Consider the following 26150-nt stretch of genomic DNA (forward strand, 5'->3'; position numbering starts at 1 on the left):
ATAAGAACACACACACAATACTGTCAATAATGGGGTGAATATGTCCTTTTCTCGTGCAGGTCGTCAGATGGTGATGGGCGTGATGGCTGTGGCGCTGATTGCAGGCGTCAACGTTAAAACCTTTGCAGCCGAAAACCTGCTGAACAAAATTAAAGAGCGCGGCACGCTGCTGGTGGGCCTGGAAGGGACTTATCCGCCATTCAGCTTCCAGGATGAAAAGGGCAAGCTGACCGGCTTTGAAGTGGAATTCGCGGAACAGCTGGCGCAGCACATGGGCGTTAAGGCGAGCCTGAAACCGACCAAATGGGACGGCATGCTGGCCTCACTCGACGCGAAGCGCATCGATGTGGTCATCAACCAGGTCACCATCTCTGATGAGCGTAAGAAGAAGTATGACTTCTCCACGCCATACACGGTTTCCGGCATACAGGCGCTGACGATGAAAGCCAACGCGGGCACCATCACCAAACCGGCCGATCTGGCGGGCAAGAAAGTGGGCGTGGGCCTCGGCACCAACTACGAGCAGTGGCTGCGTGAGAACGTGAAGGGCGTGGACATCCGTACTTATGATGATGACCCGACAAAATATCAGGATCTGCGCTCTGGCCGTCTGAATGCCATCCTGGTTGACCGTCTTGCCGCGCTGGATCTGGTCAAGAAAACCGGCGATACCATGGCAGTTGCGGGTGATGCCTTCTCCCGTCAGGAATCGGGCGTTGCAGTGCGTAAAGGCAACGACGATCTGCTGAAAGCGATCGACCAGGCCATTGCTGATATGCAGAAAGATGGCTCGCTGAGCAAGCTGTCTCAGAAATGGTTTGGCGCGGACGTGACGAAATAATGCAGGAAAGTCTTAAACTGGTGCTGGATTCAGCACCTTTTTTATTAAAAGGCGCGCTGTTTACGCTGCAGCTCAGCATCGGCGGCATGTTCTTCGGTCTGCTGCTGGGCTTTATTCTGGCGCTGATGCGTCTGTCGCGCTTCTGGCCGGTTCGCTGGCTCGCGCGGATCTATGTCTCGATTTTCCGTGGCACCCCGCTGATCGCCCAGCTGTTTATGATCTACTACGGCCTGCCGCAGTTTGGCATTGAGCTGGATCCGATCCCCTCTGCGATGATTGGTCTTTCCCTGAACACCGCCGCCTATGCTTCTGAGTCACTGCGTGGCGCAATTGCATCGATTGAGCGCGGACAGTGGGAAGCGGCGGCGAGTATCGGTATGACCCGCTGGCAGACCCTGCGCCGGGTGATCCTGCCGCAGGCTGCACGTACTGCGCTGCCTCCGCTGGGTAACAGCTTTATCAGCCTGGTGAAAGATACCTCGCTGGCGGCGACCATTCAGGTGCCGGAACTGTTCCGCCAGGCGCAGCTGATCACCTCGCGTACGCTGGAAGTTTTTACCATGTATCTGGCGGCCTCGCTGATCTACTGGGTGATGGCAACGGTGTTATCTGCGTTGCAGAACCGGCTGGAACAGCATGTTAATCGTCAGGATTCGGAGTCGAAATGAGCGCCATCGAAGTCAGAAAGCTGGTGAAATCCTTTAACGGCCAGAAGGTGCTGCACGATATCGACCTTGATGTGGCCGCCGGTGAAGTGGTTGCAATTATCGGCCCCAGCGGCTCGGGTAAAACCACGCTGCTGCGCAGTATCAACCTGCTGGAAGTTCCGGATAGCGGCACTATCCGCGTCGGGGAGATTACCGTGGATGCGGCGCTGGCACAGAGTAAGCAAAAGGAGCAGGTGCGTCGTCTGCGTCAGCAGGTCGGGTTTGTTTTCCAGAACTTCAATCTGTTTCCGCACCGTTCGGTGCTGGAGAACATCATTGAAGGGCCGGTTATCGTTAAAGGCGAAGCGAAAGCGGATGCGGTAGCCCGCGCCCGCACGCTGCTGGCGAAGGTCGGGCTGCACGGCAAGGAAGAGAGCTATCCGCGTCGTCTGTCGGGTGGACAGCAGCAGCGCGTGGCGATCGCGCGTGCGCTGGCAATGCGGCCGGAAGTAATCCTGTTTGATGAACCAACCTCGGCGCTGGATCCGGAGCTGGTGGGTGAGGTGCTCAGCACCATTCGCGCACTGGCTGAAGAGAAGCGCACCATGGTCATCGTCACGCATGAGATGAGCTTTGCCCGCGACGTCGCTGACCGCGCTATTTTTATGGATCAGGGACGCATTGTGGAGCAGGGCGAGGCGAAAGCGTTGTTCAGTAATCCTCAGCAGCCGCGTACCCGTCAGTTTCTCGATAAGTTCCTCAGTCAGTAACCTCACTGCCTTCCCGGGAAGGCAGTTTTAACCGCCTTAATAATCTCACTTTTTAAACGATAACGGGCGGCTGTCAGCATAATGCGCGCCGTAATATCACAACCTATTATTCAGCCGTTAAACCTTTTGCCACATCTGACAAATCTTTTCCTTTCATCGGATATTTAATGGTTTTTCCTGATGCCGCTTTCTCTTATTTATATTTGCTGCAATATGAAACATTATTACCCTTTAGCGTGGCTTTGGTGCTGATAATTAGCCTGTTTGCATACTGATTAATAAGTGTAAGGAAAGGTTCTGCTGAGTAAATAACTGTGGCATCAGGGCCACCCGACGGCTTTTAAGAGTTTCGCTACATTCATCATCGGTTCAATGGCGAATAATCGCTGGATAATCATAAAAGCAATACTGATTTCCTCGCTTTTACTTTCCAGCATTCTGACCTACATAGCAGGAGTCATTGAATGAGCCAGACTAAGTCAGACCAGATATTATGGGTAGATACCCTGAAGGGCGCCTGCATATTGCTGGTGGTCCTGTATCACACGGTGTTACCGGGTTTTGAAGGGACGATGAAATACCTCACTGCCGGGTGGATCCCCGCTGAAATATGGATGCAGTTTAATACGGTCCTGTCGCCGCTGCGTATGCCTGCTTTTTTCTTTGTGTCGGGATTGCTGGCGACCAATGGCATTATTAACCGGCCCTGGAAACAGGTCTTTACCAGTCGTATCACCAATCTCTTTTATCTCTATATTCTGTGGGGGTTTATTCAGTGGTGGTCAATTATCGGCATCTCCACTGAAATTACCGGCCAGCGCATTTCGCAGAATCTGAATGCCGCCTATGCCGGTTCGCTGTTTGAATTTCTCAAGCTGACCTTTATGGCCATGAGTACCTCGTGGTATCTCTATGGGCTGGGACTCTATTTCCTCTGCGCCAAAATTTTCCGTCAATATAAGCTGGCCCTGGTAGCGGTGGCGATTCTGCTGAATTATCTGGCGGTTGAAAAAGTGATCCCGTTCTGGGGGCCGCAGAGCCTGGCGCAATATTTCCTGTTCTTCCTGTTAGGGGCGTTCTGGAGCCAGACGATGCTGCGCCTGAGTGAATGGCGGCGGGAGAACCTGATGCCCTGGGCGCTACTGGCGGCAGTTGCCGGGATTCATGTGATATTCGGCCTGGATAAGAGCCTGTTCCTGTGTGTGCTGGCGGTGTTGTTCAGTATCGCTGCCTGCCGCTGGCTGAATCAGCATTTCAGCATGCGCTATCTCAACTGGGTCGGCCGCAATACGCTGCAGATTTACGTCATCCACCGTATTTTCATCGAGTTCTTTGGGATGTCCGCGATTCTGTTCGCGCAGCGGCATCATCTGTTTGAGCAGGCGTGGTTTTCGTTCCTGTGGGCCTGTTTCTATCCGGTGGCTATCGTGGGGCTCTGTTCGCTCTGCTCAGTGGCGATCTGGTCGCTGACCAATCGCGGGGTGGGGCAGTCGCTGTTTGTGTTTCCGACGCTGATGAAGAGGGTGCCTGGCGGCGGGTGAGGGGCGCTTTGCAGCGAGGTGGACGGTAGCTTCCACCCGGAAGCGGGCAGGGTACGCTTTGCAGCGGGCTGGCACTGAGAAGGTTTCGCCCGCCAGGCGATGGGGAGTTTCAGGGTGCCGGTGCAGGCGGACGCGTTAAGGGGCGGACGCCCGCCCCTTAACAATCCCGGCGGGTAGCGGCCCGCCAGGTCTTGAGTTCGCTGCGCGAAAGGGCGCTGAGAGGGATTTCGTTCGTCTGGCGAGCTGGGCATGCTTTGCAGCGGGCTTACTCTGAGCGGGTTACGCCCGCCAGGCGGTCGGGAGTTTCAGGTTGCCCGTGCAGGCGGACGCGTCAAGGGGCGGACGCCCGCCCCTTAACAATCCCGGCGTCCGGCAGCCTGCGCGCCCCGCTTTGCGGGGTGCCCTCGTCACGCCCTGCGGCCGACGGACCGTCCGGACGCGCCATCCCTGGCGCGAACCGTCCTTTCGCCGACGTCCTGTCGGCTCATCCTGGCCTCCGGTTGTTCCTCAGCGCTTCGGATGCCTCTGGCAAACCCCCGCCTGTTATCTCTTTTTTTTTCTGTGGTGCTGTATTGTCTGCTGACCTGTAAAGCCAAAGCCAATCCCGGAAACGTAAAGCGATAAAATACCCAACTTAAGAAGAAGAAATAACAGCGAGGGGTCAGGGAGGCCGTCAGAACCGCTGAGCGGATGAGGGATTTCAGGACGAGCGACAGGGATGTCGCGAAGAGGCGGGTTCGCGCCAGGGATGGCGCGTCCCGGCGGTCCGTGAGAAATCCGGAAGAAGCGAAGGAACCGCGAAGCGGCGGTGAAGCAGGCCGGAGCCGGGGGTCAAGGGGCGCGGCGACTGGCGCCCCTTGTCGGTCGCCTGCAGAGGCGTGTCTGAAACTGCCCAGCTGATCAGGCGAACGAAACCCCTCTCAGCGCCCGTTCGCGCAGCGAACACCCCCAGCTTTAGCGCATGCATCCGGCAGGCGAACGAAACCCCTCTCAGCGCCCGTTCGCGCAGCGAACACCCCCAGCTTTAGCGTATGCATCCGGCAGGCGAACGAAACCCCTCACAGCGCCCGTTCGCGCAGCGAACACCCTCAGCTTTAGCGCATGCATCCGACAGGCGAACGAAATCCCTCTCAGCGCCCGTTCGCGCAGCGAACACCCTCAGCTTTAGCGCATGCATCCGACAGGCGAACGAAATCCCTCTCAGCGCCCGTTCGCGCAGCGAACACCCTTAGCCTCAGCGCCGCAGCAGCCCGTTCGCGCAGCGAACACTCCAGCGCAGGTTCGCCGCAGCGAACAACCCCCTTAAGCCTCAGCGCTACCCAATGGTCATCAGACTCGCATTACCACCCGCCGCCGCGGTATTCACACTCAGCGAGCGCTCAATCAGCAGACGCTCAAGCAGCAGATTGGTCTCGCCACGGGCGAAGCCCTGCACCGAGACAATTGCGCCGTCACGCGCCGCGATCTGCTCACACAGCGTACGCAGCTGATCGGCATCGCCGTGATAGATCACCGCATCAAACTCTGCCGCTAATGGATCACGAGCCAGCGTGATGCGCGCTTTCACGGCATCAGGCAGCGAGGCCCGCAGGGCACGATGCAGCTCATCATCCTGCCACAGCGCTTTACTGCCGACGCTGGTCACAGCAGCCAGCTGGATTAACGCATCCTGCTCATTGTCCGCCAGACAAAGCACCATATCGCGCGGCAGCAGCGAGAAGGTATTGCGCTCGCCCGTTGGGCCAGGCAGCAGACGGACTACGCCCGCCTGAGCCAGCTCGCCATAGTGCTGGCAGAGTTGCGCCAGTTCAGGCTTATCTTTCACCCAGCTGCTCAGCGCCTGATGCGGTGCCAGCAGTGACTGACGCAGCGTGCTGTCTGCCGGACGCTCGGCATCCTGACGATCAAAGGTCAGGCGCAGCGCGCCATCCGGGCGACTGGCCAGCAGGCGGTAGAGATAGAGCGGACCGCCCGCTTTCGGACCAGTTCCGGATAAGCCTTCGCCGCCAAACGGCTGAACGCCAACCACCGCGCCCACCATGTTGCGGTTCACGTAGAGGTTACCGACACGGGCGTTGGCCGTAACCTGTGCGATGGTCTCGTCGATGCGGGTATGCACACCCAGCGTCAGGCCATAGCCGGAGGCGTTGATCTGCTCAACCAGCTTCGGCAGGTTGTTGCGGGTGAAGCGCACTACATGCAGCACCGGTCCAAAAATCTCTTTATCCAGATCGCTGACCTGATTCAGCTCAATCAGCGTCGGTTTGACAAAGGTGCCGCTGGTCCACTCTTTGCTGTCCTGCGGGTTATCCTGCACCGCCTGGTAAACCGTGAAGCCCTTATTACGCATCGCCTGAATATGGCGTTCGATATTGGCTTTCGCCTCGGCATCAATCACCGGGCCGATGTCGGTTGAGAAGCGCTCCGGATTGCCCATGCGGCACTCCGCCATCGCGCCGCGCAGCATCTTCAGCGTATGGTCGGCGACATCTTCCTGAATGCAGAGCAGGCGCAGGGCTGAGCAGCGCTGTCCGGCACTGTCGAAAGCCGACGCGACGATATCGATCACTACCTGCTCAGTCAGCGCGGAGGAGTCGACGATCATCGCATTCATCCCGCCGGTCTCCGCAATCAGCGGCACCGGACGACCGTGTTGATCAAGGCGACCGGCCAGATTCCGCTGCAGCAGGGTCGCGACCGCGGTCGAGCCGGTAAACATCACGCCACGGACCCGATTGTCACCCGTCAGCTGCGCACCCACGGTTTCACCCTGGCCCGGCAGCAGTTGCAGCACGCCCGGCGGTACACCCGCATCCAGCAGGATCTGAACCGCCTGTGCGGCAATCAGCGGTGTCTGCTCAGCCGGTTTAGCCAGCACGCTGTTGCCTGCTGCCAGTGCAGCCGCAATCTGACCGGTGAAGATCGCCAGCGGGAAGTTCCATGGACTGATACAGACCACCGGACCCAGCGGACGATGCGTTTCGTTGTCAAAATCGTCGCGCACCATTCCGGCGTAGTAATAGAGGAAATCAACCGCTTCGCGCACTTCCGCGATGGCGTTGTTATAGGTCTTGCCTGCTTCACGCACCAGGATGCCAAGCAGCTGCTGCATCTGGCCTTCCATAATCTGTGCGGCGCGTTCCAGAATCGCCGCGCGCTCCTGCGGCGGGGTGGCAAACCAGATCGGCCCGCTGTTCACCGCGGCATCCAGCGCCACAGAGACGTCCTGCTCTGTGGCTTCACGTACCTGACCCACACGATCGTTTGGTGCAGCCGGGTTCAGAATGTCGCGCAACTCACCCGCACCCGCTTCACCGTCGATCATCGGCTCGGCCAGGCAGGGCTGTGCGGCACTGCTCAGCAGGGCGCTGGAAAGTGAGGCGAGACGGTGCTCGTTAGCCATATCCAGACCCGCTGAGTTGACGCGGTTCTCGCCATACAGCTCGCGCGGCAGGGGGATCTTCGGATGCGGCAGGCCAATGGCGCCTTCGCTGATACCCAGTTTCTCGACGGCGGTCACCGGATCGGCCACCAGCTCATCAATCGGCAGCGAGGTATCGGCAATGCGGTTTACAAACGAGGTGTTGGCTCCGTTTTCCAGCAGGCGGCGCACCAGATAGGCCAGCAGGGTTTCATGGGTGCCGACCGGCGCATAGATACGGCAGGGGCGATTCAGCTTACCGTCAGCGACTTTGCCGACCACCTGCTCATACAGCGGTTCACCCATGCCGTGCAGACACTGGAACTCATACTGCCCCGGATAGTAGTTGTTGCCTGCCAGCTGATAAATCGCGGCCAGGGTGTGGGCGTTGTGGGTGGCGAACTGCGGATAGATCAGGCTGGGAACGGAGAGCAGTTTGCGCGCGCAGGCCAGGTAAGATATATCGGTGTAAACCTTACGGGTGTAAACCGGGTAGCCTTCCAGACCTTCCATCTGGGCGCGCTTAATTTCGCTGTCCCAGTACGCGCCTTTCACCAGACGGATCATCAGACGACGGCGGCTGCGTTGCGCCAGATCGATCAGCTCATCGATCACAAACGGACAGCGTTTCATGTAAGCCTGAATCACGAAGCCGATGCCATTCCAGCCTTCCAGCTCTGGCTCGAAACAGAGTTTCTCCAGCATATCCAGCGACAGTTCCAGCCGGTCTGCCTCTTCTGCATCGATGTTGATGCCGATGTCATAGGAGCGGGCCAGCAGCGTCAGCGACTTCAGAATCGGATAGAGCTCTTCCATCACGCGCTCATACTGTGCGCGGCTGTAGCGGGGATGCAGCGCCGAGAGTTTGATGGAGATGCCCGGACCTTCATAAATGCCACGACCGTTGGAGGCTTTACCAATAGCGTGGATCGCCTGCTGATAAGAGAGCAGATAGGCTTTAGCATCGCCTGCGGTCAGGGCCGCTTCGCCCAGCATGTCATAGGAGTAGCGGAAGCCTTTCTCCTCCAGCTTGCGGGCGTTCGCCAGCGCTTCAGCAATGGTTTCACCGGTGACGAACTGCTCACCCATCAGACGCATCGCCATATCCACGCCTTTGCGGATCAGGGGCTCGCCGCCCTTACCGATGATGCGGTTGAGCGAGCTGGAAAGATTTGCCTCGTTGTGGGTCGAGACCAGACGGCCAGTAAACAACAGGCCCCAGGTGGCGGCGTTGACAAACAGCGACGGGCTGCGGCCCAGATGCGATTGCCAGTTGCCGTTGCTGATTTTGTCGCGGATGAGCGCATCGCGCGTTGGCTTGTCAGGAATACGCAGCAGCGCCTCTGCAAGGCACATCAGCGCCACGCCTTCATGTGAAGAAAGAGAGAACTCCTGAAGCAGGCTTTGCACCATACCGGCGCGTCCGGTTGCACCTTTCTGGTGCCGCAACTTGTCGGCGAGCTGATAAGCCAGCTGATGGGTTTTCTCTGCCAGCGCTGCCGGTAAGCGCGCCTGCTCCAGCATCATTGGCACCGCATCGGTCTCCGGACGACGCCAGGCGGCGGTCACTGCTGAACGGGTCACCGACTGAGGTAAAATCTGCTCTGCAAAGTCAAGGAATGGCTGGTGCGTCTCCTCTGGCTGGGTGTCGTCAGACTCGGCCGCCGCCTGGGCAGAAAGCGGGATCTCCGGCACGGCATCGCCGTTCTCCAGCTGGCCCAGGTAGTTAAAGATGGCCTGTTTAATCAGCCAGTGTGGCGTGCGATCAATACGCTGCGCAGCCAGTTTGATGCGCTCACGTGTTGCGTCATCCAGTTTCACACCCATGGTGGTTGTAGCCATGACTCCAGAGCTCCTTGATAGTGGTTCGATACGGCGTTGGCTGCACTATCACTTAAGTTGCAACTTTGTGCAACCGTGTTAAATGTGAGCCAGTTAACACCCTTCTTACATCGGCAATTGTTAAATCACGCAATGCGGCACGGATATTGCTGCAAGATCCTCGCCAGGTCGGCAGGCCTGATAAAAAGCGGGTTTATGGCCGGTTATACAGAGGTACAACCGGATAACTGTGAGCGAGTGCAACCTATCAGCACGTTTTCACAAACGGTTAGTGAAATCACTGTAACGCCTGTGTTAAATCCATTGTGCGCGGAACGCCTTTCCGGCAGGATACCGCGCCGCTGGGAAATGACTGACGCCCTGACGAAGAAAATCGACCCGCTTTGCCCCGTTCCGGCAGGCGGGTAGCTGGCGATTTCTCTGGGATATCAAATAATAAGTGGAGAGACAGATGAGTGTAAGTACACCGATGCTGGTGACCTTTGTGGTTTATATTCTTGGGATGGTATTAATCGGTTTTGCGGCTTATCGCTCGACCAAAAACTTCGATGATTACATCCTCGGTGGCCGCAGTCTGGGTAGCGTGGTCACGGCACTCTCTGCCGGTGCATCCGATATGAGCGGCTGGCTGCTGATGGGCTTACCGGGTGCCATCTTCATTTCCGGCATCTCTGAGAGCTGGATTGCGATTGGCCTGACCATCGGTGCCTGGCTGAACTGGAAAATCGTGGCGGGTCGCCTGCGTGTTCAGACCGAGCATCACAACAACGCGCTGACCCTGCCGGACTTCTTTACCAGCCGCTTTGAAGATCACAGTAAAATCCTGCGCGTGATTTCCGCCATCGTCATCCTGGTGTTTTTCACCATCTACTGCGCCTCGGGCGTGGTGGCCGGTGCGCGACTGTTTGAAAGCACCTTTGGCATGGACTACCAGACGGCTCTGTGGGCGGGTGCAGCAGCAACCATCCTCTATACGCTGGTCGGCGGTTTCCTGGCGGTGAGCTGGACCGATACCGTTCAGGCAAGCCTGATGATTTTTGCGCTGATCCTGACGCCGGTGTTTGTCATTATCGCAGTAGGCGGCTGGTCCGATTCGCTGACGGTGATTGAGGCGAAAAGCCTTGAAAACCTCGACATGCTCAAAGGGCTGAACTTCGTCGCGGTCATCTCCCTGCTCGGCTGGGGTCTGGGCTACTTCGGGCAACCCCATATTCTGGCGCGCTTTATGGCGGCAGATTCGCATCGCTCTATCCGCACCGCGCGCCGTATCGGTATGGCGTGGATGGTACTCTGTCTGGCGGGCGCGGTGGCAGTTGGCTTCTTCGGTATTGCCTACTTCCAGAACAACCCGACCCTGGCAACCGGCGTCAATGACAACGCTGAGCGCGTCTTTATCGAGCTGGCACGCATTCTCTTCAACCCGTGGATTGCCGGTATTCTGCTGTCAGCCATTCTGGCAGCCGTGATGTCCACGCTGAGCTGTCAGCTGCTGGTCTGCTCCAGCGCCCTGACCGAAGACCTCTATAAAGGCCTCCTGCGCAAAAATGCCAGTCAGAAAGAGCTGGTATGGGTAGGGCGTCTGATGGTGCTGCTGGTGGCGTTGATTGCGATTGCGCTGGCGTCGAACCCGGAAAACCGCGTACTGGGCCTGGTAAGCTACGCCTGGGCGGGCTTTGGTGCGGCGTTTGGTCCGGTAGTGCTGTTTGGCGTCTGCTGGAAGCGTATGAACCGCAACGGTGCGCTGGCGGGGATGATCATCGGTGCCCTGACCGTACTGGTATGGAAACAGTATGGCTGGCTGGGACTGTATGAAATCATCCCTGGCTTCATCTTAGCCAGCATCGCGATTGTGGTCTTCAGCCTGATGGGACGTGAACCCTCAGTCGAAGCGCAGCAGCGCTTTGCCGCCGCAGAAGCGGAGTTCCAGACCAAATAAGCGAAGCGTTAGTCATGAAAGCCCGCCCCGTAAGGAGCGGGCTTTTTTTTGTTACAAAGATAAATCACCCAAAGATGAAATTATCTCCGCCAGTAACTTGTTTTTTTCGCAGCGATAATGATAATCGGTATCGTTTACACTTTACCTGATTTTACTGTTCATTGACGCTGCTTAACATTCAAGAGGTTGGCGATGTTTGTTCCTTTTCTCATCATGCTGCGCGAAGGGCTCGAAGCCGCGCTGATTGTCAGCCTGATAGCCAGCTATCTCAAGCGCACTCAGCGCACCCAATGGTTTCCGGCGATGTGGGCGGGCGTGTTTATCGCTGCTGCGCTCTGTCTGGGCCTTGGCCTGTTCATCAATGCCACTACCGGTGAATTCCCGCAAAAAGAGCAGGAGCTGTTTGAGGGCATCGTGGCGGTGATTGCGGTGGTAATCCTGACCTCAATGGTGTTCTGGATGCGTAAAGTCGCCCGCAACATCAGGGTCGAGCTTGAGCAGGCGGTGGATCAGGCGCTGCAACGTTCCGGCCGGGGCGGTCTGGCGCTGGTGCTGATGGTGTTTCTTGCCGTGGCCCGTGAAGGGCTGGAGTCGGTGTTCTTCCTGCTGGCGGCGTTTACACAGGATGTCGGTTATGCGCCGCCGATTGGCGCGATACTGGGTCTGGCAACCGCCGTGGTGCTGGGCATGCTGCTTTACTGGGGCGGTATCCGCCTGAACATGGCGCATTTCTTCCGCTGGACCAGCGTTTTCATCCTGTTTGTCGCGGCGGGCCTGGCAGCCGGTGCGATTCGTGCCTTCCACGAAGCGGGATTATGGAATCGCTTTCAGGATGTGGCCTTCGATCTCAGCAATACCTTATCAACCCATTCGCTGTTCGGCACGCTGCTGGAAGGCATTCTGGGTTATCAGGAGACGCCAAGCGTCAGTGAAGTGACGGTTTACTTCGTCTACCTGATCCCGGCGCTGATTCTGTTCTTTATGCCTGCGCGTCCAGCAGCATCAGCGACGGTGTAATCAGACATTTTTAGGCGCGCCCGCCGCGCCTGCAACTTAACAGGGAATATTGAGATGACAATGCGTTTCCGCCGCAAGGCACTGCTGCTTCCTCTGCTGGCAATCTCCGCATCGGCGACCGCAGCGGTTCCTCAGGTTACCGTAAGCGTTAACGACAGGCAGTGTGAGCCGATGAGCCTGACGGTCAAGGCTGGCAAAACCCAGTTCCTGATTAAAAACAACAGCCAGAAAGCGCTGGAGTGGGAGATCCTCAAAGGCGTGCTGGTGGTGGAAGAGCGTGAAAACATCGCGCCGGGCTTCAGTCAGAAGCTGACCGCTAATCTGGAAGCGGGCGAATATGAGATGACCTGTGGCCTGCTGAGCAATCCAAAAGGCAAGCTGATTGTAAAGGGTGAGGGCGCAGCGACAAACAGCACTTCCTCACGTATGCAGCTGGAAGGGCCGATCACTGAATATAAAGCTTATGTAACGGAGCAGGTGAACCAGCTGGTGAGCAGCACTCAGGCGTTCACGGACGCGGTTAAAGCGGGCGATGTGGAAAAAGCCAAAGCGCTGTTTGCCCCGACCCGTCAGTACTATGAGCGCATTGAGCCGATTGCTGAGCTGTTCTCCGATCTCGACGGCAGTATCGATGCCCGTGAAGATGACTACGAGAAGAAATCAGCCGATCCGAAGTTCACCGGTTTCCACCGTCTGGAAAAAGCCCTGTTTGCTGATAACAGCACCAAAGACATGGCGGACTACGCGGATAAGCTGAATAAAGATGTGAAAGATCTGCAGGTGCGCATCAGCGAACTGGCCTTCCCGCCAGCCAAAGTCGTCGGCGGCGCAGCCGGTCTGATTGAAGAAGTGGCTTCCAGCAAAATCTCCGGTGAAGAAGATCGCTACAGCCGCACCGACCTGTGGGATTTCCAGGCCAATATCGATGGTGCACAGAAAATCGTTGAGCTGCTGCGACCGCTGGTGAGCAAAGCGAATCCGCAGCTGCTGGCCAAAGTTGACGCCAACTTTAAAAAAGTGGATGCGATCCTGAGCAAGTACCGCACCCAAACCGGTTTCGAATCCTATGAGAAGCTGACCAGCGCCGATCGTAACGCGCTGAAAGGGCCGATCACCGCCCTGGCGGAAGATCTTTCATTACTTCGTGGCACTCTGGGTCTGGATTAATCATGAGTCGTAAGGAAGATGACGCGCAGCCTGCGCGTCGTCGTTTACTGAAAGGACTGGGTCTGCTGGGCGGCGCGGCGGCCATCGGCGGCGGCTGTCCGTTCCATACCGCTGCCGCTGACAGCTTTTCGCCGGGTACGGTGACGCCGCAGGCGCGACAGCAGACGCAGCCGTTTTATGGTCAGCATCAGGCGGGTATCACGACGCCCCAGCAGGCATCAATGATGCTGGTGGCGTTTGATCTGCTCAGCAGCGATAAAGCTGAACTGAAACGTCTGTTTCAGCTGCTGACCCAGCGTATCGCCTTTCTCACGGCGGGCGGTCCGGCACCTGCGGTCACCAATCCGCAACTGCCTCCGATGGACTCCGGTATTCTGGGGGCGACTATCGCGCCGGATAATCTGACGATTACCGTGTCAGTCGGGCATTCGCTGTTTGATGAGCGCTTTGGTCTGGCGCCGCATAAGCCGAAAAAATTGCAGCCGATGACGCGCTTCCCCAATGATTCGCTGGATGCCAGCCAGTGTCACGGTGATTTGCTGTTGCAGATCTGTGCCAACACTCAGGATACGGTGATTCATGCCCTGCGTGACATCATCAAGCATACGCCCGACCTGCTGGGTGTACGCTGGCGGCGCGAAGGTTTCATCTCCGACCACGCGGCACGCAGTCAGGGGCAGGAGACGCCGATCAATCTGCTGGGCTTTAAAGATGGCACGGCGAATCCTGATACCCGTGATTCTGCACTGATGAATCAACTGCTTTGGGTGACCGCGGACCAGGAAGAGCCTGCCTGGGCACGCAACGGCAGCTATCAGGCCGTGCGGCTTATCCGCTTTCACGTGGAAATGTGGGACCGCACGCCGCTGGGTGAGCAGCAGACCATCTTTGGCCGCGAGAAGCTGAGCGGTGCGCCGCTGGGGATGAAGCATGAGCGTGACGTGCCGGATTACGCCCATGACCCGGACGGCGACGTGATTGCACTGGATGCACACATCCGTCTTGCTAACCCTCGCACGCCTGAGACGGCCAGCAGCCTGATGCTGCGACGCGGCTACAGTTACTCGGCGGGTATCTCCGCCTCCGGCCAGCTGGAGATGGGGCTGCTGTTTGTCTGCTACCAGCACGATCTGGAACGCGGATTTCTTACCGTGCAGCAGCGTCTGAACGGTGAAGCGCTGGAAGAATATATCCGGCCTTTCGGCGGCGGTTACTTTTTTGCTTTGCCCGGTGTCCCCGACGCCAGCCATTATTTAGCGCAGCCGTTGCTGGAGTCCTGATTAAATTTTAACCATCACAGGCGGCCCATCCCCGACCGCCTGCCTTTTTGGTTTCTGCGCTTTGCTTACTGAGTTTTCGCTGAGATTAAGCCGTTGCCTGGTATATATAAAATAATCTAAGCACCTGTAATGTAAGAGTTTTACATTTCACCTTAAAAGAAATAGTTACGTGTGATTAGCAATTCCTTTGCCAGCAGGTAAAATTACTATTGCAAAGGTCTAACGAAATGATGCACTTTATTCAACAGGCGTAATCGGATGTGTCGATGTATCACACTGGAGTTCGCGCATGGGTCGAGTCTTTTATGGAACGTTACTGTCACTGAATAAATTGCGCCTGACCGCGAGGGCAATTCTTCCTCGCTATTTCTCCCTTCCTTCAACCATTTCTTTTGTCTTAGCACAGCCTGTTTTATCCGGTGTTCAGCCACGCTATTGCGCTGCTGCATACCCACTATCCTGTCCTGTCATGGCTCAAAAGGAAGCCAACTGTAACCTCTAAAGCGTTCACGTAATCGCAACGGGCCATCAGCCTCGCGCGGGAAATGAAACCAACTGAAAGGTGCCACTATGGGAAGACAGAAAGCAGTGATCAAAGCGCGTCGTGAAGCGAGAAGAGTGCTTCGTAATGACTCACGGAGTCATCGTCAGCGTGAAGAAGAGTCGGTCACTTCGCTGGTGCATATGAGCGGACTGGATGCAATTGGCATGGCGCGCGATACGCGTGACCGGCTACCGATTGAAGCCCGCAATGAAGCTCAGGCGCACTATCTTAATGCCATAGGAACGAAACAGCTGATCTTTGCAACCGGTGAGGCCGGATGTGGTAAAACCTGGATCAGTGCTGCGAAAGCGGCTGAGGCCCTGATTAATAAGGATATCGACAGGATTATTGTTACGCGCCCGGTACTTCAGGCAGATGAGGATTTGGGATTCCTGCCCGGTGATATTTCTGAGAAATTCGCCCCTTATTTCCGCCCGGTTTATGACATTCTGGTTAAACGTCTTGGCGCATCATTTATGCAATATTGTCTGCGTCCGGAAATTGCCAAGGTAGAGATTGCGCCCTTCGCCTACATGCGAGGCCGCACCTTTGAAAATGCTGTGGTGATTCTGGACGAGGCGCAGAACGTAACCGCCGCGCAGATGAAAATGTTCCTGACCCGACTGGGCGAAAACGTCACGGTTATTGTTAACGGCGATATTACCCAGTGCGACTTGCCCGCTGGGGTGCCTTCCGGTCTCGCGGACGCGCTGGCGCGTTTTGAAGAGGACGAGATGGTGGGCATTGTGCGCTTTGGCAAAGAGGATTGTGTGCGTTCTGCGCTGTGTCAGCGCACCCTGCACGCATATAGCTAGCGTTCGATTGAGTAGAAGTGTAGCGCCCAAACCCGGCTCCGGCCGGGTTTTCTTTTGGGGCAGGGCTGCGCCCGCGGTCGTACTCACACGCCGGTCACCATGCAATAGGCAAAAAAAAAGCCTGAACATAAGTTCAGGCTCTTCTTTAGAATGTGGCGGTGAGAGGGGGATTGATTCGCTGCGCTCACCCTGCGGGCAGCGTCGCGGGCTCCGCTGTCCAGCATGCTGCGCATGCGGTCGAACCCCGGCGGGGCTTCTCACCCCCTTACTGTGCAATAGGCAAAAAAAACCTGAACTTTCGTTCAGGCTCTTCTTCAGAATGTGGCGGTGAGAGGGGGATTGATTCGCTGCGCTCACCCTGCGGGCAGCGTAGCAGACTCCGCTGTCCAGCATGCTGCGCATGCTGTCAAACTCCGGCGGGGCTTCTCACCCCCTCTCGCAGTGCATTAGGCAAAAAAAAAGCCTGAACATAAGTTCAGGCTCTTCTTTGAATGTGGCGGTGAGAGGGGGATTCGAACCCCCGATACGTTGCCGTATACACACTTTCCAGGCGTGCTCCTTCAGCCACTCGGACACCTCACCACATTTACTTCGCTGACCGCGCTGGGTCAACGGGGCGGTACTATAGGGAGTCGGCTGAAAAGGGTCAAGCACTATTTTTTTCTTTCGATCTATTCGCTTAAGCTCTGAACGAATCGATTTACTGCGGCTTAAAACCGGGCATTTATGCGCCATATTCCACAGTAATAAAAAAGCCGATAGGGTAATGTTAAGGACGGCGTGACGACTGAAATAACCCGGAGCAGCGTCCGGGCCTGTATCCCAGCCAGACGCCGCTCCGTCAGACGCTAAATCAGCTCTTCACCCGATTAGCGAAGCTCTTACGCAGCTTCTGCAGTTTCGGTGGGATGACTGCCATGCAGTAACCGTTGCGCTGACCAGCACCGTCCCAGTAATCCTGATGATAGGCTTCCGCGGGATACCACTCTTTCAGCGGCTCAATCGTGGTCACAACCGGCACATCATGATCAGCCTGGGCGCGTTCAATGGCGGCGCGCGCTTCTGCTTCCTGCCCGGCATTCGCCGGGAAAATGGCAGAGCGATACTGGGTGCCGATATCATTGCCCTGACGGTTCAGCTGTGTCGGATCATGCGTAACAAAGCTGATATCCAGCAGATCGCCGTAAGTTACCTGCTCCGGATCAAAGCCAATGCGGATCGCTTCTGCATGACCGGTTGCGCCGCTGCAGACCTGCTCATAAGTCGGATTAGGACGGGCACCGCCGGTATAGCCGCTTTCAACCGACTCTACGCCGATCACATCCTTAAATACCGCTTCGGTACACCAGAAACAGCCGCCAGCGATAACTGCGTATTCGATTGCCATAATAATTTACTCCTGTCAGGTCGAAAGAGGTGAATGGGGGCACAGCAGAGCGCTTTCAACTAGATGAGCATCTCCGGTTTAAAATCTCCGCTCTTATCCAGCATTTTGTCGCTCATCACGCTAAACCGGCCTTCACCGGTGTAGTGCAGGGTCGGGGGATATTCCGGCTGCTCGGCGACATGCGCTTTGACGATCTCAAAAATAAACAGGTTGTAGCGGGCGACCATGGCGTCGTCATAAAGCTGACATTCGAAGCTGGCAAAACATTCGGCAATCATCGGCGCACCCACTACCTGAGCCGGCTCCGGCGTCAGGCCAAACGCTTCAAACTTATCAATACTGTCCCCATGGCTGTTGCCGACAGCCACCACTTCATTAATCAGCGAGGCAGAAGGAATATTCAGCACGCACTGACCGCTGTTGCGGATCAGCTCATGGCTGTGATTCATACCGGCAATCATGCAGCCGACCAGTGACGGCGAGAACTCCAGCACCGTGTGCCAGCCGAGCGTCATAATGTCATGCTGATCCTGATACTGCGAGCTGAGCAGCAGCACCGGTCCCGGCTCAAGGTATTTGCGGGCTTTGCTGACCGGAAAAGCATATTTGTGCATGCGTTGGCTCATGGCGTAGCTCCTTTAACGGAAGGGTGCCATTAAGTGTAGAGCACACTGCGGGTGCGGCGGGAAGGTCAGCGGCCATAAAGGCAAGGTCAGCGGGGAAGCAGGGCAGAGCAGACATTTTTACCGGCAGCCTCACGAGCTTAAGGTTTCCTTAATATGCAGTCGCGATACTGCCTGCTTTAACGGAGGATAATGCTATGAAAACTGCGCCTGCTACCCTGTCTGTTACTGCTTCACGTCCGATGAGCGAATATGCGGCACTGCTGATCGCCGCAGCAACGGTTGTTCTGTTCCTGTCTGCCTGGTTTACCGCTTAAAACTTAATGACGGCCCGGCAACCGCTCCGGTCGCGACGGTTCTCTAAGAAAAACTGAAAACGGTGTAACTGGACGATGCGGCTGACAATGCTCAGCCCGAGTCCGATACCGCCATAGCGACTGTCCATCCGGATAAACGCTTTACTCAGCTCGCCACTTTTACTCTCATCAATGCCCGGTCCCTCATCTTCCACTACCATCATGGGCTGTGGCACAGACAACAGCTGCACGCTGATGGTGCTGTTATCCGGACTATAGCGATGGGCGTTCTCCACCAGGTTACGCAGCAGCATCTTGAGCAGGGTCGCATCACCACGCACAAACTGCTCCTGCGGCAGATCGAGCACCAGCGTCTGCTGATGCGCCTCCAGCATAATACTCAGCTCCGCTTCCATCGGCAGGATCACATCTTCAATCAGCCCGACGTTCTGATAGGTGCCCGAAGTGAATGACTGTCCGGCGCGCGCCAGATTCAGCAACTGCGACACGCTGTGCGTCATCTGATCAAGACGCTGCACCAGCGGCTGAACTTTGACATCGCTGTTGCGTTCGATTAACTCCAGATGCAGCCGTAATCCCGCCAGCGGCGTGCGCAACTCATGCGCTACGTCGGCGGTAAACAGCCGTTCGCGCTCCAGACTGCTGTTGAGGCGGGCGACCAGCTGATTGATCGCCTGAGTCACCGCATCGATCTCATGAACCTGACTGTGACAGGCGACGGGATCGAGATTCTCTTCGCTGCGGCTTTCGAGTTCCCGCTGCAGCTGATAGAGCGGCCGGGTGATCCATTTCACCGCCTGATAGCAAAGCAGCAGCGTCAGCGTAATCATCACCAGGCTCGGCACCGCCAGGCTGGCCACCGCTTCATGGACTTCGCGCTTCACGTGACTGTCCATGTTGCGCTTCTGCAGTTGGGCTTCCACCAGAAACTGAATCTGCTCTTTACTCTCATGCCACAGCCAGACCACGCTGATCACCTGGAAGACCAGCAGGATCAGACCAATGGTCAGGATCAGGCGAAAGCGCATACTGCGGTGATCGAAACGTTTTATCATGTTGCCTCGCGAACGCCATCCTGCGTCACCAGCGCATAACCAAACCCGCGCACGGTACGAATGGCGCTTTTGCCAATTTTGTCGCGCAGATTATGGATATGCACTTCCAGCGTATTAGTAGAAGGCTCGGTCTCCCAGTTATAGATGTCCTGGTAGAGAATTTCCCGGTGAACCGGATTGCCGGCCTTCAGCATCAGTCGTGACAGAATCGCAAACTCTTTGGGTGTCAGATCCAGCAGCACATCGCTGAGGGTGATCTGACGATGGGTCATATCCAGCGCCAGCGCGCCGACTCTCACCTGACTGTCGCCCTGATTGACGTGACGGCGGATCAGTGCGCGGATCCGCGCCAGCAGCTCATCCAGCGAAAACGGTTTAATCAGATAGTCGTCAGCACCCGCGTCGAGCCCGGCTATGCGCTCGCTGATGGTGTCGCGTGCGGTCAGAATCAACACCGGCGTCATCTTCTTCTGCCGGCGCAGGCGTATCAGGAAGTGCAGTCCATCTTCATCCGGCAAACCCAGATCCAGCACCACCAGACTATAGAGACCGCTGGCGAAATGCGCTTCTGCATCCCGCACCCGCGTCACGCCATCGCAGACATAGCCTTCGCCTTCCAGCGCCAGCATCAGGCCCTGCAGCAGCAGCGCATCATCTTCAACAATCAGTATCTTCATTAAGGTTGGCTCCGACACGACGTCAAAATATCATCCGCAGGCACATATTCGTGGGTCGCGGTGCCGGTTAATCCCAGCATGGTTGAAAACAGATTATCCTGTGAAAAATCGTCTGTCGCCGCCAGTTTATTCAGACAGCCGCGATTAACCGCATAACGTTTCTGATAATCATCGGACAGCCAGATCAGCATCGGCACATGTTTCTGCGTATCCGGGGCAATAGCATAGGGCAGGCCATGCAGGTAAGCGCCATTTTCACCCAGCGATTCACCGTGATCAGAAAGATAGACCAGGCTGGTGGTGAAGCGATCCTGATGCGCGCGCAGGACATTGATTGCCTTATCGACAATATGATCCACATTGACCAGCGTGTTGTCATAGGTGTTGATCAGCTGTTGTTGCGAACAGTCCTGAATCTGATTGGTGTCACAGGTCGGTTCAAACTGACGGAACTGTGGCGGATACCGATGGCTGTAGGTCGGGCCATGACTGCCAATGGTGTGCAGGACAATAACCCCGTTGCCTTTCAGCTGGCTGATGTAGTCGTCCAGACCGTGGAACAGCACGTCGTCATAACACTCACCATTAATACACATGCCGGGCAGGTTCAGGCTGGTCATGTCCTGATGCGGCACCCGGTCACAGGCCCCTTTGCAGCCACCATCATTTTCATTCCATAACACGCTGATGCCAGCGCGCTGAATAATATCCAGCAGTCCCTCCTGATGCGCGGCCAGCACATCATCATAGTGCGCGCGCGGCATGTTGGAGAACATGCAGGGCACCGAAACCGCCGTCGCCGTGCCGCACGAGGTGGTGTGCGGGAAGTAGATTACATCGTCTTTCGCCAGTAAAGGATTGGTCAGACGAGCGTAACCGCCCAGCGAGAAGTTTTGCGCGCGCGACGTCTCTCCCAGCACCAGAATCGTCAGATTCGGCTTACCGCTGCTGCGGCTGGGCTGCAGATGGGCATCTTCACCGATGCGCACCAGCGGCACATTCTGCAGTTGCTCATGCTTATACCAGGAGAGCGTTGCCGCAATGCTGTTCGACGGGCTGAGCGCTTTAACCAGCTCGCGGTTGTTGCGGAACAGCGAAGCGTAATCTTTATAGAAGAGCAGGGCGACCAGCACGATCAGCGCCGCCGACAGCAGCACGCTGAGCACGCGCGCCAGCACGCCACGCCACTGCTGCCGTTTTATGCGCGGCCAGAACACCAGCAACGCCATCAGCACGCCCGAGGTGAGCAGGGTGAAGAGCAGCTGCGGCGTAATCAGCGCAAAGGATTCAGAAGCGGTGGTATCCATCATGTTGGTGATCATCGAGCGATCGACCACGATGTTATAAGTCTGAATAAAAAACTGTGCCGACGCAGAGAGCAGAATAAACAGGGCGGCCAGCAGACGATCCAGCCAGACAAACGAGGCCAGCGTAATCACGATGTTAATCACGCTAAAGGCGACGAAAGGCATCGATAAAAATACCAGCGTGGTATGCAGATTGTTCAGCGGCATCACCGCCAGCACCTGACGGTAGTAGGCAATATTAAGGAAAACCGCGATATAAACCGCAGCCAGGATCAGCAAGGTAAGGCGGCTAATCAGCGGCCTCTTCAGAGTAAACGCCATGTGAGCAGGAACCAGAGTAATAAAAGTGTCACGAGATTGCGCTTTCTATATTAGGAATACCTTAAGAAGCTTAAGCTTTGAAGAATGTCATTTGTATGGAGTACGTAACGGGCATCACTCCAGCGTGATGCGGACCGATACCGCTACGATTATTAAAAAAGGAACAGGTGTGAATGGCGCTTTTCTGCTGACTTAACCGCAGCGGCTGGCATGAAAAGTGCATATTTCTGGCATAACCCCTGTTAATGACTACACTTAATGTGAAGATGTTCTCAGTTAGCCAGTATTGTCAGCAATGCGCTTGCAAGTTTGAGGAGAGTGACCTATCCAATCACCGCGTTTTACCCCTCAATCACCGCTTTATCAGAATTTCCCGCTTGCTGACCTGACTGCGTCAGGACATTCTTGTTTTAACTCAATGTTTTATTAAATTTGATTTTCAGGAGAAGTAACGTGACCCAAGCGGCAGACACCCATGCCAGGTACCCGACATTAAGCAGCGGGCAGTACGCCTTCTTTTTTGATGTCGACGGTACGCTGGCAGCGATACAGTCCCGTCCCGAAGCGGTATTTATTCCTGAGCAGGTCATCGCACAACTTCAACAGCTCTCTGCGCTGTCTCAGGGCGCACTGGCGCTGGTCTCCGGCAGACCCATCGAACAACTGGATGCGCTGGCTGCACCGTGGCACGGCCCGGCGGCGGGCGTGCATGGCGCTGAGCGTCGTGATGCAGAGGGTCATGTGCAGCGCATCAGCCTGCCTGTTGAGGTTGAACAAAATCTCAGGAAGGAATTGCAGGATGCGATGGCATGCTGGCCTGGCACTCAGCTTGAGGTGAAAGGCATGGCCTTTGCACTTCACTACCGTCAGGCGATGCAGCATGAGCAGGATGTGTTGCGACTGGCTGAACAGTCAGTGAAGCGTTTCCCGGGACTGGCGCTTCAGCCAGGGAAATGCGTGGTTGAGATTAAACCGGCAGGCATCGATAAAGGTGCCGCAATCAGCGACTTTATGCAGCAGCCCCCTTTTGCCGGACGCACGCCAGTCTTTATTGGCGACGATTTGACGGATGAGAAGGGCTTCCTGGCCGTCAACGAACGGCAGGGCGTCTCAGTTAAAGTCGGCGAAGGGTCAAGCCAGGCCGGTTATCGGCTTAATGATGTCGATGCCGTTTATGGCTGGCTGGAAAGAACATTATTACTATTAGAGCAAGACAACGTCGGTAAGGAGTTTAGGTTATGAGTCGTTTAGTGGTTGTATCTAACCGTGTCGCCATGCCAGATGGGTCTAAAACGAGTGCAGGCGGCCTGGCCGTCGGCATTCTCGATGCACTGAAAAGCACCGGTGGATTATGGTTTGGCTGGAACGGTGAAATCAGCGAATTCACCGGCGAAGAAGTAGAAGACGTCAGCGTGCAGGAACATGAAGGTATCGAGTATGCTTCCTTCCCACTGAGCCAGAACGATTACGATCTCTATTATTGCCAGTTCTCGAACACGGTTATCTGGCCCGCCTTCCATTATCGCCTCGATCTGGTGCAGTTCCAGCGTGAAGCGTGGGAAGGGTATTGCGAAGTTAATGACGCGGTGGCGCAGCGCTTAAAACCGCTGATCAAACCGGATGATATTGTCTGGATCCACGATTATCACTTCTTACCCTTTGCTGCAGCGCTGCGTCGGGCCGGTATTAATAACCGCATCGGCTTCTTCCTGCATATTCCGTTCCCGACGCCAGAAATATTCAATGCACTGCCTCCGCACAAAGAGCTGCTGGAAATGCTGTGTGAATATGACCTCCTTGGCTTCCAGACTGAATCGGATCGGGTGGCGTTCCTGGACAGCGTCAGTCAGCTTACGCAACTGCAGAATAAAGGCGACAAAAAGCATCGCGCCTTTGGCAACACCTTTATGACTGAGGTCTATCCGATCGGGATCGAGCCAGACAGTATTAAAGAGATGGCCGAAGGGCCACTGCCGCCGAAAATGGCAGCCATGAAGAAAGAGCTGGGCGATGCACGCAACATTATTGCCTGCGAACGCCTCGACTATTCCAAAGGGCTGCCAGAGCGCTTTCTTGCCTATGAAGCGCTGCTGGAAAACTTCCCGCAGCATCGCGGTAAAATCCGTTACTCGCAGATTGCACCGACCTCACGTGGTGATGTACAGGCCTATCAGGATATCCGGCATCAGCTGGAGACCGAAGCAGGACGGATTAACGGTAAGTACGGTACGCTGGGCTGGACCCCGCTTTACTACCTTAACCAGCATTTTGACCGTCGCCTGCTGATGAAAATCTTCCGCCTGACCGATGTAGGTCTGGTGACGCCGCTGCGTGATGGCATGAATCTGGTCGCGAAAGAGTATGTCGCTGCGCAGGACCCGGACGATCCGGGTGTACTGGTGCTGTCGCGCTTTGCTGGTGCCGCCAACGAGCTGACCTCAGCGCTGATAGTGAATCCGTATGACCGCGATGAAGTCGCTGCTGCGCTGGATAAGGCGATTACCATGCCGCGCACCGAAAGAATTTCACGCTACAACGACATGATGGCGGTATTACGCAAAAACGACATTACCGCCTGGCGTGAGAGCTTCCTGAAGGACCTGGAGCGCATTGACCCACGCAGTGTTGACCACAGCACCGTGAACAAGGTAGCGACCTTCCCGAAACTCGCCTGACCTGAGCCTATATCGCAATAATGGAAGCAGCGATACCACCCTGGTATCGCTGCTTTTTTTTCGGCCCAGCTCACAGAAAACTCGCCCGCTATCTGTTAATGACGCTGTGCGGCGATTTTGTGCCGATGTCCTCAGTGGCAGCGCAGAGTGGCCCGATATATGCAGAGAACCCCAAAACCCAGTCATACCGCTGTCTGCCGCTTTCTTTAACTACTTTGCTAAAGTTTTTCTTCAGACTGCCGATAGTGATAGTGCCAACGCATAACCCACCGTTAATTCATTCGTCTTTCTTATGTAACCCCTTGTTACATCGGGTGTCAGAGCCTGAACATTCCGCTGTCACTGTTAACACCAGGTTGCCATAAGCCCCCCTTACTGCCGTAGAAACCTTAACGATTTCATTACTCACACCCTGCGATACTCCCCTTAAGTAACTAATTTAACAGCAAATAACGCCCTGTCCTACCAGCATAATATGCTGACAACCCTGATTTAGATGGTTCTAAATAGGGTGTTAAAACGATTAACACCCGATAATCATTCCGGACTGCTTAAAGCGTCGAATAGCGATGCTTTTACCCCCTATTAAACCTTTCTCAGGACGAATTGGACTTAAAAACACACTTTTTTGTTCAAAAAGTGACCAGTCGGTAAGCAATCGTAAAGGGTTGCTGAAGAAATTTGCGTTAAAAGTGTGATCTACATCACACTTTATCTAAAATTTCATCTGGCTGTCGTTGTATGTCGAAATCAGACGATATAGATTTGCGTTGTTTTCGGAATAGTCCTAAAAAATGTAAGAAGGCGTCACGGAAGATGTCCGGAACTCGAAAATAGAATGGCATGGATTTTCGACCTTCAGTGGGTCTGAAACCCACGAAAATAGAAGGCGAAAAACAGTGACATTGAAATTATGTGAAGTTTTTTTTGCCATCTTTTGATTTAACAAACAGCAGCTCGAACCGCAGATTTTAATCTGCGATACAGTTACGTCGCATCTCTCAGGATGGAAAAATAATGGGCACCTCTGAAGTACTGAAACATATTTATGACCTCAACTTGTCTTATTTACTGCTCGCGCAGCGTTTAATTAACCAGGATAAAGCTTCTGCAATGTTTCGCCTCGGCATTGACGAGAAAATGGCGAACGCGTTATCTGAATTAACATTGCCTGAGATGGTAAAAATGGCGGAAACCAATCAACTGGTTTGCCAGTTCCGTTTTACCGATAGCAGCACCATTAATCGCCTGACGCAGGAATCACGCGTGGATGATTTACAACAAATCCACACCGGCATTTTATTATCGAGCCGTTTACTGCGTAATGCGTCTAAAGATGAAGCGCCTGCTAAAAAGAGAGCAATGTCATGAGTGAGAAAAGTATTGTTCAGGAAGCACGTGATATTCAGCTCGCGATGGAGCTGATCACTTTAGGTGCGCGCTTGCAGATGTTAGAGAGTGAAACTCAGCTGAGCCGTGGTCGTCTGATCAAGCTCTATAAAGAATTACGTGGCAGTCCGCCGCCAAAAGGCATGCTGCCGTTCTCCACGGACTGGTTTATGACGTGGGAGCAGAACATCCATGCTTCTATGTTCTGCAACGCCTGGAAATTTTTACTGAAAACTGGCCTGTGCAGTGGCGTCGATGCTGTCATCAAAGCCTACCGCCTGTATCTTGAACAGTGTCCTCAATCGGACGAGGGCCCGCTGTTGGCGCTGACTCGTGCCTGGACCCTGGTCCGATTCGTTGATAGCGGTATGCTGGAACTGGCCGATTGCAAATGCTGCAACGGCAGCTTTATTAATCATGCGCATCAGCCGGTTGGCAGCTTTACCTGCAGCCTGTGCCAGCCACCATCACGTGCCGTAAAAAGACGTAAACTTTCTGCAGAACCTGCCGATATGTTTCCACAACTGCTGGATGAACAGGTTAAACACGCCGTTTAAGTTTGTTCGCACTGTGGAAGC

19 protein-coding genes and 1 tRNA gene are annotated in these 26150 nt (G+C 55.4%); 13 read left to right on the forward strand and 7 right to left on the reverse strand.

Features of this window, described 5'->3' with window-relative positions; all coding sequences use genetic code 11:
- Window positions 1-40: 40 nt before the first annotated feature.
- The 4 genes from tcyJ (at window position 41) to EGO56_RS07760 (ending at window position 3799) form a co-directional block, all read left to right on the forward strand.
- Complete coding sequence (gene tcyJ / locus EGO56_RS07745) at window positions 41-841, forward strand: cystine ABC transporter substrate-binding protein (protein ID WP_013358252.1); 801 nt, start codon at window positions 41-43, stop codon at window positions 839-841.
- Window positions 841-1509: a cystine ABC transporter permease gene (gene tcyL / locus EGO56_RS07750; protein ID WP_135908342.1), complete on the forward strand. Its 669-nt coding sequence runs from the start codon at window positions 841-843 to the stop codon at window positions 1507-1509. The genes tcyJ and tcyL overlap by 1 nt, the downstream gene beginning before the upstream one ends.
- Window positions 1506-2258, forward strand: a complete 753-nt coding sequence (tcyN, locus tag EGO56_RS07755; RefSeq protein WP_135908344.1) for an L-cystine ABC transporter ATP-binding protein TcyN — start codon at window positions 1506-1508, stop codon at window positions 2256-2258. Before tcyL ends, tcyN begins: the two co-directional genes overlap by 4 nt.
- Window positions 2259-2722: 464 nt before the next feature.
- Entirely contained in the window at window positions 2723-3799 is a 1077-nt protein-coding gene (locus EGO56_RS07760) for an acyltransferase family protein (protein WP_135908346.1), read from the forward strand.
- Between the two features lie 1315 nt (window positions 3800-5114).
- Here EGO56_RS07760 and putA read toward each other — a convergent pair.
- The gene (gene putA / locus EGO56_RS07765; protein ID WP_135908348.1) at window positions 5115-9062 is read right to left on the reverse strand and encodes a trifunctional transcriptional regulator/proline dehydrogenase/L-glutamate gamma-semialdehyde dehydrogenase; all 3948 of its coding nucleotides are present in this window, start codon (window positions 9060-9062) and stop codon (window positions 5115-5117) included.
- Between the two features lie 451 nt (window positions 9063-9513).
- Between putA and putP the strand changes: the two genes are divergently transcribed.
- From putP to phoH, 5 genes are all read left to right on the forward strand, one after another.
- On the forward strand, window positions 9514-10998 hold the full coding sequence (gene putP, locus EGO56_RS07770; RefSeq protein ID WP_135908350.1) for a sodium/proline symporter PutP: 1485 nt from the start codon (window positions 9514-9516) through the stop codon (window positions 10996-10998).
- A 192-nt stretch (window positions 10999-11190) separates the two neighbouring features.
- A complete protein-coding gene (efeU, locus tag EGO56_RS07775) occupies window positions 11191-12015 on the forward strand; it encodes an iron uptake transporter permease EfeU (protein WP_135908352.1) in 825 nt (274 codons plus the stop codon).
- A 54-nt stretch (window positions 12016-12069) separates the two neighbouring features.
- Window positions 12070-13182: an iron uptake system protein EfeO gene (gene efeO, locus EGO56_RS07780; RefSeq protein WP_135908354.1), complete on the forward strand. Its 1113-nt coding sequence runs from the start codon at window positions 12070-12072 to the stop codon at window positions 13180-13182.
- A gap of 2 nt (window positions 13183-13184) precedes the next feature.
- Complete coding sequence (gene efeB, locus EGO56_RS07785) at window positions 13185-14462, forward strand: iron uptake transporter deferrochelatase/peroxidase subunit (protein ID WP_135908356.1); 1278 nt, start codon at window positions 13185-13187, stop codon at window positions 14460-14462.
- Between the two features lie 570 nt (window positions 14463-15032).
- Window positions 15033-15821 (forward strand): phosphate starvation-inducible protein PhoH, encoded by a 789-nt coding sequence (gene phoH / locus EGO56_RS07790; protein ID WP_033732961.1) that lies wholly within the window; start codon window positions 15033-15035, stop codon window positions 15819-15821.
- A 494-nt stretch (window positions 15822-16315) separates the two neighbouring features.
- Here the strand turns inward: phoH and EGO56_RS07795 are convergent.
- The 6 genes from EGO56_RS07795 to eptA all read right to left on the reverse strand — a co-directional run bounded on the left by EGO56_RS07795 (window position 16316) and on the right by eptA (window position 21508).
- Window positions 16316-16403, reverse strand: a tRNA-Ser gene (locus EGO56_RS07795).
- Window positions 16404-16674: 271 nt separating this feature from the next.
- A complete protein-coding gene (gene msrA / locus EGO56_RS07800) occupies window positions 16675-17208 on the reverse strand; it encodes a peptide-methionine (S)-S-oxide reductase MsrA (protein ID WP_135908358.1) in 534 nt (177 codons plus the stop codon).
- 59 nt (window positions 17209-17267) lie between these two features.
- Window positions 17268-17834 (reverse strand): flavin reductase family protein, encoded by a 567-nt coding sequence (locus tag EGO56_RS07805; RefSeq protein WP_033783350.1) that lies wholly within the window; start codon window positions 17832-17834, stop codon window positions 17268-17270.
- Between the two features lie 310 nt (window positions 17835-18144).
- Window positions 18145-19203, reverse strand: coding sequence for a two-component system sensor histidine kinase PmrB (gene pmrB / locus EGO56_RS07810; protein ID WP_013358238.1), 1059 nt, complete (start codon window positions 19201-19203; stop codon window positions 18145-18147).
- Window positions 19200-19880 (reverse strand): two-component system response regulator PmrA, encoded by a 681-nt coding sequence (gene pmrA / locus EGO56_RS07815; protein WP_033732956.1) that lies wholly within the window; start codon window positions 19878-19880, stop codon window positions 19200-19202. Before pmrA ends, pmrB begins: the two co-directional genes overlap by 4 nt.
- The gene (eptA, locus tag EGO56_RS07820) at window positions 19880-21508 is read right to left on the reverse strand and encodes a phosphoethanolamine transferase EptA (protein WP_135908360.1); all 1629 of its coding nucleotides are present in this window, start codon (window positions 21506-21508) and stop codon (window positions 19880-19882) included. The genes pmrA and eptA overlap by 1 nt, the downstream gene beginning before the upstream one ends.
- Before the next feature lie 453 nt (window positions 21509-21961).
- On the opposite strand from eptA, the gene otsB reads away from it, so the two are divergent.
- From otsB to flhC, 4 genes are all read left to right on the forward strand, one after another.
- Complete coding sequence (gene otsB, locus EGO56_RS07825; RefSeq protein WP_135908362.1) at window positions 21962-22750, forward strand: trehalose-phosphatase; 789 nt, start codon at window positions 21962-21964, stop codon at window positions 22748-22750.
- Window positions 22747-24183 carry an alpha,alpha-trehalose-phosphate synthase gene (gene otsA / locus EGO56_RS07830; RefSeq protein WP_013358235.1) on the forward strand — a complete coding sequence of 479 codons (1437 nt, stop codon included), beginning with the start codon at window positions 22747-22749 and terminating at the stop codon, window positions 24181-24183. The genes otsB and otsA overlap by 4 nt, the downstream gene beginning before the upstream one ends.
- Before the next feature lie 1017 nt (window positions 24184-25200).
- A complete protein-coding gene (gene flhD, locus EGO56_RS07835) occupies window positions 25201-25554 on the forward strand; it encodes a flagellar transcriptional regulator FlhD (RefSeq protein WP_033732952.1) in 354 nt (117 codons plus the stop codon).
- A complete protein-coding gene (flhC, locus tag EGO56_RS07840) occupies window positions 25551-26129 on the forward strand; it encodes a flagellar transcriptional regulator FlhC (protein WP_033732951.1) in 579 nt (192 codons plus the stop codon). Before flhD ends, flhC begins: the two co-directional genes overlap by 4 nt.
- The last annotated feature ends 21 nt before the right edge of the window (window positions 26130-26150 follow it).

The organism is Pantoea vagans (genome assembly GCF_004792415.1).
Taxonomy (GTDB): Bacteria; Pseudomonadota; Gammaproteobacteria; order Enterobacterales; family Enterobacteriaceae; genus Pantoea; species Pantoea vagans.

Bases quoted from the DNA above. Each gene is read 5' to 3' on its own strand.
- pmrB (WP_013358238.1), bottom strand. From the start codon at position 19,203: ATGATAAAACGTTTCGATCACCGCAGTATGCGCTTTCGCCTGATCCTG.
- flhC (WP_033732951.1), top strand. From the start codon at position 25,551: ATGAGTGAGAAAAGTATTGTTCAGGAAGCACGTGATATTCAGCTCGCG.
- eptA (WP_135908360.1), bottom strand. From the start codon at position 21,508: ATGGCGTTTACTCTGAAGAGGCCGCTGATTAGCCGCCTTACCTTGCTG.
- efeB (WP_135908356.1), top strand. From the start codon at position 13,185: ATGAGTCGTAAGGAAGATGACGCGCAGCCTGCGCGTCGTCGTTTACTG.
- tcyL (WP_135908342.1), top strand. From the start codon at position 841: ATGCAGGAAAGTCTTAAACTGGTGCTGGATTCAGCACCTTTTTTATTA.
- pmrA (WP_033732956.1), bottom strand. From the start codon at position 19,880: ATGAAGATACTGATTGTTGAAGATGATGCGCTGCTGCTGCAGGGCCTG.
- efeU (WP_135908352.1), top strand. From the start codon at position 11,191: ATGTTTGTTCCTTTTCTCATCATGCTGCGCGAAGGGCTCGAAGCCGCG.
- msrA (WP_135908358.1), bottom strand. From the start codon at position 17,208: ATGGCAATCGAATACGCAGTTATCGCTGGCGGCTGTTTCTGGTGTACC.
- putA (WP_135908348.1), bottom strand. From the start codon at position 9,062: ATGGCTACAACCACCATGGGTGTGAAACTGGATGACGCAACACGTGAG.
- putP (WP_135908350.1), top strand. From the start codon at position 9,514: ATGAGTGTAAGTACACCGATGCTGGTGACCTTTGTGGTTTATATTCTT.
- EGO56_RS07760 (WP_135908346.1), top strand. From the start codon at position 2,723: ATGAGCCAGACTAAGTCAGACCAGATATTATGGGTAGATACCCTGAAG.
- EGO56_RS07805 (WP_033783350.1), bottom strand. From the start codon at position 17,834: ATGAGCCAACGCATGCACAAATATGCTTTTCCGGTCAGCAAAGCCCGC.
- efeO (WP_135908354.1), top strand. From the start codon at position 12,070: ATGACAATGCGTTTCCGCCGCAAGGCACTGCTGCTTCCTCTGCTGGCA.
- phoH (WP_033732961.1), top strand. From the start codon at position 15,033: ATGGGAAGACAGAAAGCAGTGATCAAAGCGCGTCGTGAAGCGAGAAGA.
- tcyJ (WP_013358252.1), top strand. From the start codon at position 41: ATGTCCTTTTCTCGTGCAGGTCGTCAGATGGTGATGGGCGTGATGGCT.
- otsA (WP_013358235.1), top strand. From the start codon at position 22,747: ATGAGTCGTTTAGTGGTTGTATCTAACCGTGTCGCCATGCCAGATGGG.
- flhD (WP_033732952.1), top strand. From the start codon at position 25,201: ATGGGCACCTCTGAAGTACTGAAACATATTTATGACCTCAACTTGTCT.
- tcyN (WP_135908344.1), top strand. From the start codon at position 1,506: ATGAGCGCCATCGAAGTCAGAAAGCTGGTGAAATCCTTTAACGGCCAG.